The following is a 10,973-nucleotide window of genomic DNA, read 5'->3' as shown; positions in this document are numbered from 1 at the left end:
TAATGCTGTTTCCTCAGGTAATGTATAAAACGAAAAAATAACCTTCTATCAAAAAAATATCTTCCTTCATTATCGTAAATACTACTATATATATTGTCATAATTTTCAAAATCTTCATAATTCACTACATTTATAAGCAATACGCTATCTCTTATATAATTATCCAATAAACCTTTATTATATTCTATAATTCCCTTTTCATTAGTTAATATACTCACTCTATTATCTAAATCATCATAATTAGAAAATTCTAAAGCTGTCATTTCACCATCAACTACAACCATGGTATTTACAGTATTAATTTTTTATTTTTGCATAAATATGGAGTAATACTTCTTGTCATAAATAAAGTTAACATATTATATAGTAAAATTATTAATTGTATATGGTAATCTTTATCAGAAAAAATAAGTTTTATATCTCTACCATTTTTTACTAATTCTCTAGTTAACTCACTATATTTGAAATAATAATTTTCTATTTCAAAATTTGAACTGTCTGATTGCGCTAAATTCCAATATACATTGCTATCCGTTTTAGAACTCAACACAGCCTTGATTACATCCTCTATACAATTTTTATTTCCTTGACTACCATAATAATATTTTGTTTCTACATTCTCTATACTTTTATCTAATATCTTGTGCTCTTCTATTTTGTATGTATTAAAATTCTCCTCAGAAATATCTCCTATTAATTTATTTATAATTTCTGCTACTGAATTTTTTAATATTAGCCATTCATACATATTCATAGAAATTTCTTCCAAATTTTTTTCTTCCTTACAAGCTAGCAATTCTTTAACTAAATTCAATCTATTCTTTTCTATAGCTACAGATACTAAATAATCGCATATATCAAATAAAAATTCACTGTTTCTTGGTAATTTTCTTTCTCCTTTTCTAAATTTAGAAATATATGATGGATCTATATATACAACTTTTGCAAGTTCTACATTGGAAACGTTTAATAATTTCATCAAAACATCTAATTTTTTACCAAACAATCTTTATACCTCCTATTCATCGTTAATAAATCTTTTAAATCTATAATAAATCATTCAAAATAGGTTAATTATAAAATATTAAAAATAAATTAAATATTTTTCATTTCATTCTCTTATTCTTTAATTTAAGTCTTTAATTAACTTATCATTATATATAAAAAGACCCAAGTATTTTAAAATACTTGAGTCTTTAGTAATAACTTATAATTATAAAACTTTAATATATTATATGACAGTATATTCCTGTTTGTTTGTTTGTTTGTTTGTTTGTTTGTTTGTTTGTTTGTTTGTTTGTTTGTTTGTTTGTTTGTTTGTTTGTTTGTTTGTTTGTTTGTTTGTTTGTTTGTTTGTTGCGATTATCATCTATTTTTGCCTCATTGTCAAACATTTACTTTTTATAATTATATCATAATTTTAACTAAATTTCTATTATTAATGTTAAAAAAATTGAATCACCACACACAAAAATAGAAATCTATTGAACATAATAAAACAGTAAAAATAGAAATGTTACATTTAATGTTTAGGAACAAATACAAAAATCGTCATACAAATAATCATGGAGAAAGAAGGGATAAACTTATAATAAGTAACTTATACAGTTAATCTAGTCCAGAGGGTGTGTTGGACATTGGGAAGCTGATACTATTTTATGACAAACAAGTACTGCGTTTACTGATCAATGACATTGTGCTTGATTCCACGATTCAAGTTATAAAAAAGAGAGCTATCTAACTCCCTTATGTCAACCCCAAATTAGGTGTCGCATATGCTTTTTTATCGTAATTACCTGAAAGGTATGTGAAATATCCGGCTGATGCTATCATGGCTGCGTTATCTGTGCAGAGTTTAAGGTCCGGATAATATATTTTTATTCCTTCTTCTTCACCTCGTTTTTCTAGTGCATTTCGAAGCCCTGAGTTAGCTGCAACACCACCAGCTAAAACTATTTTATCCATATTTTCTTCTATAGCTAGTTTAAAAGATTTTTCCACCAGCACATCTATTACGGCTGTTTGGAATGACGCTGCAACATCTTCAACTTTATATTCTTCGTTTTTTTGTTCACATTGGTGTAAGTAGTTTATAACTGCTGTCTTGAGTCCACTAAATGAAAAATCATAGCTATCTTCTTCAAGCATTACTCTTGGAAAATTTAATACATCCTTTCCTTCTTTTGCAAGTTTGTCTATTATAGGCCCGCCTGGGTATCCTATCCCCATCTTTCTTGCAACTTTGTCAAAAGCCTCTCCGGCTGCATCGTCACGAGTTCTTCCAAATAATTCAAAATCTACATAGTCCTTTACTTTTACAAGATAAGTGTGCCCACCTGAGACTATAAGCCCAATAAATGGCGGTTTTAAATCTTTATGAGCTATATAATTTGCACATACGTGTCCAAATATATGGTTTACTCCGACAAATGGCACGCCTAAAGAATATGCAACTGCTTTTGCTCCCGAAAGACCAACCAATAGAGCTCCTACAAGTCCCGGGCCTCTCGTTCCAACTACTAAATCTATATCCGAAAACTCAAGTCCACTTTCTTTCATTGCTGTTTCAAGCACTCCATTAAATGCCTCAACGTGTTTTCTTGAGGCAACTTCCGGTACAACTCCTCCAAACTTTTGGTGAGTTGATATTTGAGATGAAATTATGTTTGAATAAACCTCTCTGCCATCTTTCACAACGGCAACTGATGTTTCATCACATGAACTTTCAATCCCCAATACGTTCATTATTTTCCTCCAATTATCTTCTTCTCCACATTATATAGGCATGTCGTCCCTTACCATAGTAATTCTCCCTCATACCCTCTATTTTAAAACCTAACTTTTGATATATTCTCTTTGCCACTTCGTTGTCGTGTTCAACTTCTAAGGTTATGTCCTTTTCTTCTGCAAAGTCTATAAGCTTTTCTAATAATTTGACTCCAAGTCCATGCCCTCTATAATCTCTTAATATAGCTATATTATCTAGACTGGCTTCAAATAATTTTGAACATATCATAAATCCAACTATTTTATCTATTTCTACAACCCAAACTTCTGTCAAAGAATCTGTCAACGCAATCTTAATCAAACTCTTAGACCATGGGTCGGTAAATGATTCTTCTTCAACTTTGTGAATCCCATCTAAATCTGAGAATTCAGCTCGTCTTATTTTAATGTCCATTTCTTTCATTAAATTGCGCCTCTGCTTGAGAAACTGCTAAATAATTTGGAAGCACTTCTTCTAAATTATCTGCGCCTCTTTCTAAGTAAAGCATTTCTCCAAGTTTAGCTATGTTGACTCCTCTTATATTTCGAGTCACTATATCATCTTCGTTCAATTTTTCTTCAAATACCTTTGTACCTGTTCCCGTAACTTTAAAAGGCTTTTCCATATTTGCAAGAATTTCATCTATATCCTTGATTCCATCTTCTATGATTACTTCTTCGCCATTGTTAGAATAAAGACCATAATATGCTCGCTTTCTCTTTGCATCAACCAAAACTAAGACATCTTCTTTAGAGTCTATCATACTCATAGCTCTTAGCGAAGAAACTCCTATAACTGGTTTTTTTAAAATTTGAGCAAAAGTTCGCGCCATTGTCACAGCAATTCTTGTTCCGGTAAAAGAGCCGGGTCCAACTCCAACTGCAAATAGCTCAATATCTTTAATTGTGTATTTAACGTGAGAAAACATATCATCAATCATATCTGTAAGTTCTTCAGAATTAAATACTCCTTCTGTAATTTCATAAGATACTATTTCCTTTTGACCATCTGAAAGACCAACAGTTGCCGTCATAGTAGATGTATCTATACCAAGTGTCAACATTATATATTCTCCAATAAATTTTTAAATCTCTCTCCATGAGCTATTAACTCAGCATTTCTATCCTCAGCAATATTGATTTCTAAATATTCTTCAGGCAAAAAGGCCGCTATCCTATCTGCCCATTCTATTACACAAACTCCATCTCCATAAAAATACTCATCAAATCCAAGGTAAGAAACCTCTTCAACATTTTCAAGACGGTATGTATCAAAATGGTACAAGTTCAATTTTCCATAGTATTCATTGATTATGCTAAATGTCGGAGATGTCACGTAGTCTTCTATCCCCATACCCTTAGCTATGCTCTTTGTAAGAGTGGTCTTTCCAGCTCCAAGTTCTCCATTCAAACAAATTACATCTCCTGCTTGAAGTAAACTGCCTAAGTTTTCTCCAAACTTTTCCATAATTTCTAAATTATCTAATTTAATATTTTTCGTAGTGCACATCTTCTTTAAAATTCTTTTCCTTTTTATTCTTAGGCTCTTCAGCCTTATATCCCAATGCTATCACACACTCTACATTATATTTTTTAGGAATGTGTAGTATCTCTCTTATTCTCTCATCAGCAGGTTTGCCTGTTTTGTCAAATTTGTTATATACATTCACCCAACAAGCTCCTATATCCAAATCTTCAGCTTGTAACAATATAAAAGTTGCCGCAATGCAAGCGTCTTGTCTGTTGTGTTCAGGAGATATTTCTGTATTGGATATAACTGCTATCCCACAGCTTGCTCCTTTTAAATGCCCCGCAGCAGTTTCTCTAAAATCAGATAAATCAGACAATGTATCTTTATTTTCTACAACTATCAATTCAACTGTATCTAAATTTTTTGCAGTTGGCGCTTTTAGTCCCGCCGCCACTAAACACTCTATCTCTTCAGCTTTTAAAGGTTCATCTATATATTTTCTAATAGTTCTTCTCTTATTGACTAAATCCTTAAACATACCTACCTCCTATAAATTATTATAACAGAAATATTATAAATGTTATTAAACCTCTTTTAAAATAGTAAATTTTCTGTAATAATATAACTTTAGGAGGATTCAATGAAACTATTAGAAGACAGAATTGAAAAAGATGGATACATACTTGGCGAAAATATCATAAAGGTGGATTCTTTTTTAAACCACCAACTTGATATAAAGTTTTTATCCGAGTTGAGTGAAGAAGTTTACAACCACTTTAAAGACAGAGGAATTAACAAAATTTTGACAATTGAAGCTTCAGGTATAGCTTTAGCTACTGTAGTTTCAGAAAAATTCGGCTATTTGCCAGTTGTTTTTGCTAAAAAACAAAAGACAAAAAATATCGGTGGCGATGTTTACGAATCAAAGGTTCAATCTTTCACAACTGATAAAGAATATACTGTTACAGTATCTAAAAAGTTTTTAAATGAAGGCGATAAATTACTTTTAATAGATGACTTCTTAGCTGAAGGTAATGCACTTAATGGATTGATATCCATTGCTGAACAAAGTGGAGCTAAAGTTGAAGGAGTTTCTGTAGCTGTAGAAAAGGGATTCCAAGAAGGCGGAAAAATCATAAGAGAAGAAGGATATGACTTACTATCTCTTGCCATAATCGAAAGCATTGACAATGGAGAATTTACTTTTAGAAAGTAGATAAACTAAAAAATGTAGTGTGTCCGAAATCGCTCTCGGATATACTACATTTTTATTTAAACACAACTTCTATAAGCTTTTTATTTACTTGCGATGAATTTTTTGCACTTGGAATATTTATCTTTATTCCCAAGCTATTATCTACTAATACCAACTTACCTGTATTTAAATCTTCTAAAGTCGAATTAATATAGGTTGTATTATCTTTAAACAAATCTGAATCAGTTAAATATATAGCTGCTATAACATCCCACAACACTATTGAATCATATCCATACATCTCTTTAAATTCATCCATCCAAACACATAATTTTTCAAATACAAATTTATTTTTAAACTCACCAATGTTTTCAATCTCTTTTAAATCACTCTGAGTAAACTCAATCTCCATACAACTATTTCCCGTTAAGATAGATAAATTTTTAAATTCATTTATAACGCACTCAGCAGCCCTACTACATACAGAAAAATTAAGTTCATTCATAACCTTATTATTAAAATATAATGGCTCAGTTATTCCGCCCATTACTACAACTTCTTTTATTTTTTCCACAATAGATTTATCAATTTGCCAAGCATCATATAAATTCTGTAGAGAACCCGTTGCCAATATAGATATTTCATTTGGATATCTATTTACCATTTCTACAATAAATTTTGCTGCGTCATTATCTAGATAATTCTTAGTTTCTTCAGTTTTAAATTCACACTTGACATAATCTATCATATCATAATTACCATTGCCTTTAAAAACCGGGATTTCTAAACTTAAATCATCTATCAATTTAACTGTTTGAGTAAAAACTTTATCCAATCTATCATTTCCGTAAGTGCAAGTTACACCTTTTAATTCAACATCCAAATTATTTATCAAATACAAAAGTGCCAATCCATCATCTATATCTCGATTTTTTATTCCCATTGTGTTATCACAATCAAAAATAACTTTCTTCATTACACACATCCTAAAAAACTATATAATTTTTAATCTCCATGCCAACTTCCGAACCAATTTCCAAATCATTTTTTCTATAATCATCTACTATAAGTTCCATACCGTTTATTAATAATTCATATTTTATTTTCGCCATAGAATATTTTTTGTCTAATATTTTTGCTACTATACCATTTTTCAAATCAGTTTTTATACAAATATCTTCAGGTTTAATTAATACAACTTTATTCGTATCTAATTCTTCCTCAATTAGTCCATTTGCCATTGCTTGATCTGTAGTTATAAAATTTTCACTAATTAAAAATTTAGCAACATCCAGAGATTTAGGAGATTCATAAATTTTTTTAGGAAAATCTAACTGTTCAATTTCTCCATTTAACATAACTCCTATTCTATCACTAAACATCATCGCCTCTTCTTTGTCATGTGTAACTAAAATTGTAGTTATATTGTGTTTTTTCTGCAATTCAACTGTTAGCTCTCTCATTTTAAACCTCATATTTGTGTCTAAACTTGAGTAAGCTTCATCTAAGAGCAACACTTCAGGGGTGGCCGCCAATGCCCTTGCAAGTGCAATTCGTTGCTTTTCACCACCCGACAACTGATTTACTTTTTTAGTTTCATAGCCATTTAAATTTATATCATTTAATAATTCTCTAACTCTATTTTGAATCTCGCTATTTTCAAGCTTTCTAACTCTCATTGGAAAAGCTATGTTTTCATAGACATTCATATGTGGGAATAGATGATTTTCTTGACTTACCATAACTATATTTCTCTTATTCGCCGCTTTATTAGTAATATCAATTCCATCTAAAAATATAATTCCCTCAAAGTCTATCAACCCAACTATTGTATTTAATAAAGTACTCTTGCCACAACCTGATGGACCCAACAAACTTATTCTCTCTCCATCATAAACTTTTAATCCCAAATTATTTATAACTATCTTTTTACCATATGATTTTTGTATTCCAACCAATTCTAATTTGACTAAATTTTCTTTAGACATAATAATCTTCTATCCCCCCTTTATAAAATTTTCTCAATATATATTCCATTAATATTAGTGAAACCATTGTACTCATTATAAATATAACACTATACACAGCGCCCATCATCCTATCCCCTGATTGTATAAATGGAAACATCTCCATTGTAAAAGTTATTATCTTACCTCCTCCTATTAAATACACTAAAAAATATTGGCTAAATGAAATTATATAACACATCATTCCAGCTGATATTATCCCTGGCAACAACAAAGGCATAACTACTTTTCTAAATGTATAGGTCTTGCTCGCTCCCAAAACCATTGCCTGTTCTGCATATCCATTCCCAACTATTATAAAAATTTCCTTTAATAACCTAACAGCATACGGAATACAAGGCACTATACTAACCAATACAACACCTGTGAAAGTTCTTGCAAGACCAAACTTAATAAACTGTATATTAAGTCCCATTCCAAGAGATACTGGTGGAATAACCAATGGAGAAAGCACTAGTAACTCCACAAAAGTTTTGCCTTTAAATTTTTCAAATGCCAATGCTTTTGCACATGGCACTGAAATTATCAAAGTTATTAGCGTTGTGAAAAATGATATATACAAGCTGTTTTTTAAAGAAGTTAAAACTCTATTTGAATTTTGAAAAACATACTCCCAACCTCTAAATCCATAATTTTTAGGTAAAATATCGGGCCATAGATAGTTATTTGTAAAAGACCAAATAATTAAAGTGCAGAGTGGAATTAATATTGCAAAAATAGTCAATACAAGAAATGCTTTAGAAATAAAATTAAATTTTTTCATATTCTATCTCTCCACTACCTTCTTCAAAATCCAATTGAATATAGCTACAAAACCTACACAAAATAAAATCATGACAATATTCATTGCCATTGCATAAGGTCTATTTTCTAAATTAGGGTTTTGATATTCTATAAATGATTGTACAGACAATGCTCTAGGTTGAGTTGCCCCAAGTAACATTGGTATCTCATAAGCTCCAAATGAAAATGAAAATATTATTGTAAATGTTGATATTATTGTCGGCATTAACATAGGTAATGTAACATGCCAAAAGGCATATATTCTACTTGCACCTAAGTTAATTGCAACATCTTCATATCTCATCTTCACTCTCTTTAAAACTGCCAACACTGTCAGAGCAACATAAGGAGTCTCTTTCCAAATGTATGACAATATGACTCCAATTCCATTTTTATTAAATAAGATTTTTGAAAACATCTCCTGTGCATTTTGTATTCCTAAAAAATATAACACCCTTGCAAAAACTCCGGTATCTGACAAAAATGTCACGGCAAATAAAACCACAATAATATGCGGAATAATGATTGGTATCTTATAAAAACTTTCCATCTTGCCATTGCTCTTTAACAAACTTCTTGCTATTAATACACCTAAAACTATTGATACAAAAGATGAAATAAATGTCGTGTACAATGTATAATTTAAACTTTTAAAAAATGTCTTTGATTGAAAAATTTGAATATAATATCTCGGTGTAAATTCTTTTAGCCCAATAATAGGAAAATATCCGAAACTTTGTACTAAAGCTCCGATTATTCCCATTATCAAAATGAATAATAAAACAATCACAATTGGCACTACTTCCAAATATGGTTTTAATTTTTTATTCATCGTCTTATCCTATTTAGTTAGGTATTTCTTCTGCCCATATCTCTTCAATTACAGGCACCATAGCTGCTGGAAGTTCTGGTTGTCTCTTTGAAAGCAATTCATCTTGTAGAAGAGTCGCAACACCTTGCTTTACTTCTCCTATAGCTTTCTTTTCTTCATCAGAAAGTTTTGAATTATCTATTACAGGCAAATCTCCCCAAACTTCTGGTTTGTATTTTTCCATTTGAGGTTCAAAGTTTAAAATCTCATTTATAACTACCATTGCCCCTTCTTTATTTGGCGCATTTTTTGCAATCGCTAGGAAATGAGTATTACCTATTGTACCTTTATCAAATACAGAAGTTCTTGTTGTATTTGCGAATACACCTTTTTCTACCATGTTTGAAGCAAAGTTTGTATTATAACTTACATTAAAATAAACAGTACCATCTGCAAACATATTGTCTAACTGAGTTGAATCAGCCGGATAAGTCTTTCCTTCTTGCCATAGATATGGTTTTAATTCTTTTAAATAATCTAGGGCAGGCTTCATAGCTTTTCTTATCTCTTCTTTATTATTTGGTTCTATATTTTTTAAATTATCATATCCAACTTTTTCATACACAAGATTTCTGACAAAAGCTGATCCAGTAAAATCCGGAGGTGCAGGATATGTCAACTTTCCAGGGTTTGCCTTTGCAGCTTCCATAAATTCATCTGCACTAGTTATCGGACTTAATTTATCTGAGTTGTATATCATAACTAATTGTGCCTTTCCGTAAGGTGCTTCATATCCATTAGTTTCATATCCAAAATCAAATTTTATATCATCTGATTCTGTGTCTATATATTTTTCAAAATTCGGCAATTTGTTTACAAATGGTCCAAATAGTAAGTTACCTTCCATGGCTGTATAGAAATTTTCTCCATTAATCCAAATTACATCAATATTACCTTTTTCTTCTTTGGCTTGAACACTATTTTGAAGATTGTTTAATATCTCATCTATGTTCATTCCAGTTCTTTTTAGGTTTATATTGTATTCTTTCTTTAACTTATCTGCTAAATAATGGTCAATCCAATTATTTGTTTGGTCTGAACCACCCCATCCATAGAATGTAACATCAGTTCCATTAGCATCTTTTAAATAATCATCAAAACTTAAACTTAAAATTTCATTTTGAGTTTCTTCTTTACTTGTATTTACTTCTTTCTTAGAAGCACATGCCGTTAAAAGTAAAACCATAAAAAAAACAATAAAATACTTTGAAAACTTTTTCATATTTCCTCCTATTACTTTAACTAATTGCATCTTGTTCAGTGTATCATAAATAACATGAATTTTAGGTTCTAAAATATCTGTTGGGGAGTAAATCTCTAACAGATATTTTTGTAAAAAAATTGCACTTATATGCATTTAGTCCTAAACTTTAATTAGTAACACCAAAGATTGGAGGTACATATAAGTGTAAAATAATAATATCATGAATTTGTTTGGTTTTAAAGATGTAGTTTTTGATAGTTTTAATGAGGATAATGAATTTGTCCATTTTCATGTTTCTGTTTCTAAGATGTCTGTCTGTCCTCATTGTGGTTCTAAAAGGATTTGGGTTCATGGTCATAGGACTCAAAGGATTAAAGATACTCATATTCGTGGTAAGAAGTCTTTAATTCATTTAAGGAAAACTAGGTATGATTGTAAGTCTTGTGGGTGTCGTTTTGAAAGGAATCTTGATTTTATCGCTAATGTTCATACTATGACTAAGAGGCTTGTTTTTGCTATTGTTCATGAGTTTGATGTGGTTTATTCTATTTCTTCTATTGCTAATAGGTATAATGTTTCTTCTAATACTGTTCTTCGTATTTTAAATTGTTTAAGTGTTCCTAGGGGTAAGTTTTCTGAGGTTTTGTGTATTGATG

Annotated in this window: 14 protein-coding genes; 2 read left to right on the top strand and 12 right to left on the bottom strand. The window is 30.4% G+C overall.

What is annotated here, in order from left to right; genetic code table 11:
* The 7 genes from HMPREF9129_RS11650 to HMPREF9129_RS03595 form a co-directional block, all read right to left on the bottom strand.
* On the bottom strand, positions 1–263 hold a 263-nt coding region (locus HMPREF9129_RS11650; protein WP_218916021.1), incomplete at its 3' end, for a hypothetical protein.
* Between the two features lie 26 nt (positions 264–289).
* Positions 290–1,006, bottom strand: a complete 717-nt coding sequence (locus HMPREF9129_RS03620) for a helix-turn-helix domain-containing protein (protein WP_004820457.1) — start codon at positions 1,004–1,006, stop codon at positions 290–292.
* A gap of 740 nt (positions 1,007–1,746) precedes the next feature.
* Positions 1,747–2,745, bottom strand: coding sequence for a tRNA (adenosine(37)-N6)-threonylcarbamoyltransferase complex transferase subunit TsaD (gene tsaD, locus HMPREF9129_RS03615; RefSeq protein WP_004820454.1), 999 nt, complete (start codon positions 2,743–2,745; stop codon positions 1,747–1,749).
* Between the two features lie 13 nt (positions 2,746–2,758).
* Positions 2,759–3,181: a ribosomal protein S18-alanine N-acetyltransferase gene (rimI, locus tag HMPREF9129_RS11350; protein ID WP_040552499.1), complete on the bottom strand. Its 423-nt coding sequence runs from the start codon at positions 3,179–3,181 to the stop codon at positions 2,759–2,761.
* Complete coding sequence (gene tsaB / locus HMPREF9129_RS03605; RefSeq protein WP_004820451.1) at positions 3,171–3,830, bottom strand: tRNA (adenosine(37)-N6)-threonylcarbamoyltransferase complex dimerization subunit type 1 TsaB; 660 nt, start codon at positions 3,828–3,830, stop codon at positions 3,171–3,173. Before tsaB ends, rimI begins: the two co-directional genes overlap by 11 nt.
* Positions 3,830–4,276 (bottom strand): tRNA (adenosine(37)-N6)-threonylcarbamoyltransferase complex ATPase subunit type 1 TsaE, encoded by a 447-nt coding sequence (gene tsaE, locus HMPREF9129_RS03600; protein ID WP_004820448.1) that lies wholly within the window; start codon positions 4,274–4,276, stop codon positions 3,830–3,832. Before tsaE ends, tsaB begins: the two co-directional genes overlap by 1 nt.
* Positions 4,254–4,775, bottom strand: a complete 522-nt coding sequence (locus tag HMPREF9129_RS03595) for a nitroreductase family protein (protein ID WP_004820447.1) — start codon at positions 4,773–4,775, stop codon at positions 4,254–4,256. The genes tsaE and HMPREF9129_RS03595 overlap by 23 nt, the downstream gene beginning before the upstream one ends.
* 102 nt (positions 4,776–4,877) lie before the next feature.
* Between HMPREF9129_RS03595 and HMPREF9129_RS03590 the strand changes: the two genes are divergently transcribed.
* Positions 4,878–5,453 (top strand): xanthine phosphoribosyltransferase, encoded by a 576-nt coding sequence (locus HMPREF9129_RS03590; RefSeq protein ID WP_004820445.1) that lies wholly within the window; start codon positions 4,878–4,880, stop codon positions 5,451–5,453.
* Between the two features lie 52 nt (positions 5,454–5,505).
* On the opposite strand, the gene HMPREF9129_RS03585 is transcribed toward HMPREF9129_RS03590, so the two are convergent.
* From HMPREF9129_RS03585 to HMPREF9129_RS03565, 5 genes are read right to left on the bottom strand one after another with little or no spacing between them, the layout of a single operon-like run.
* A complete protein-coding gene (locus tag HMPREF9129_RS03585) occupies positions 5,506–6,408 on the bottom strand; it encodes a nucleoside hydrolase (protein ID WP_040552496.1) in 903 nt (300 codons plus the stop codon).
* A gap of 10 nt (positions 6,409–6,418) precedes the next feature.
* Positions 6,419–7,420: an ABC transporter ATP-binding protein gene (locus tag HMPREF9129_RS03580; protein ID WP_004820439.1), complete on the bottom strand. Its 1,002-nt coding sequence runs from the start codon at positions 7,418–7,420 to the stop codon at positions 6,419–6,421.
* Complete coding sequence (locus HMPREF9129_RS03575) at positions 7,413–8,222, bottom strand: ABC transporter permease (protein WP_004820438.1); 810 nt, start codon at positions 8,220–8,222, stop codon at positions 7,413–7,415. The genes HMPREF9129_RS03580 and HMPREF9129_RS03575 overlap by 8 nt, the downstream gene beginning before the upstream one ends.
* 3 nt (positions 8,223–8,225) lie before the next feature.
* On the bottom strand, positions 8,226–9,074 hold the full coding sequence (locus tag HMPREF9129_RS03570; protein ID WP_004820436.1) for an ABC transporter permease: 849 nt from the start codon (positions 9,072–9,074) through the stop codon (positions 8,226–8,228).
* Positions 9,075–9,087: 13 nt separating this feature from the next.
* A complete protein-coding gene (locus tag HMPREF9129_RS03565) occupies positions 9,088–10,335 on the bottom strand; it encodes an ABC transporter substrate-binding protein (RefSeq protein ID WP_040552273.1) in 1,248 nt (415 codons plus the stop codon).
* Between the two features lie 208 nt (positions 10,336–10,543).
* On the opposite strand from HMPREF9129_RS03565, the gene HMPREF9129_RS03560 reads away from it, so the two are divergent.
* Positions 10,544–10,973 (top strand): transposase family protein (locus HMPREF9129_RS03560; RefSeq protein WP_218916020.1); only part of this gene is annotated, 430 nt, incomplete at its 3' end.

This window comes from Peptoniphilus indolicus ATCC 29427, from assembly GCF_000227315.1.
In the GTDB taxonomy this organism is placed as follows: Bacteria; Bacillota; Clostridia; order Tissierellales; family Peptoniphilaceae; genus Peptoniphilus; species Peptoniphilus indolicus.
Note: the sequence above shows the minus strand (reverse complement) of the source record. Positions and strands in the feature narration are given on the sequence as shown.

Coding starts and splice junctions, on each gene's coding strand:
- tsaD (WP_004820454.1), bottom strand. CDS start 2,745: ATGAACGTATTGGGGATTGAAAGTTCATGTGATGAAACATCAGTTGCC.
- rimI (WP_040552499.1), bottom strand. CDS start 3,181: ATGGACATTAAAATAAGACGAGCTGAATTCTCAGATTTAGATGGGATT.
- tsaB (WP_004820451.1), bottom strand. CDS start 3,830: ATGTTGACACTTGGTATAGATACATCTACTATGACGGCAACTGTTGGT.
- tsaE (WP_004820448.1), bottom strand. CDS start 4,276: ATGTGCACTACGAAAAATATTAAATTAGATAATTTAGAAATTATGGAA.
- HMPREF9129_RS03595 (WP_004820447.1), bottom strand. CDS start 4,775: ATGTTTAAGGATTTAGTCAATAAGAGAAGAACTATTAGAAAATATATA.
- HMPREF9129_RS03590 (WP_004820445.1), top strand. CDS start 4,878: ATGAAACTATTAGAAGACAGAATTGAAAAAGATGGATACATACTTGGC.
- HMPREF9129_RS03585 (WP_040552496.1), bottom strand. CDS start 6,408: ATGAAGAAAGTTATTTTTGATTGTGATAACACAATGGGAATAAAAAAT.
- HMPREF9129_RS03580 (WP_004820439.1), bottom strand. CDS start 7,420: ATGTCTAAAGAAAATTTAGTCAAATTAGAATTGGTTGGAATACAAAAA.
- HMPREF9129_RS03575 (WP_004820438.1), bottom strand. CDS start 8,222: ATGAAAAAATTTAATTTTATTTCTAAAGCATTTCTTGTATTGACTATT.
- HMPREF9129_RS03570 (WP_004820436.1), bottom strand. CDS start 9,074: ATGAATAAAAAATTAAAACCATATTTGGAAGTAGTGCCAATTGTGATT.
- HMPREF9129_RS03565 (WP_040552273.1), bottom strand. CDS start 10,335: ATGAAAAAGTTTTCAAAGTATTTTATTGTTTTTTTTATGGTTTTACTT.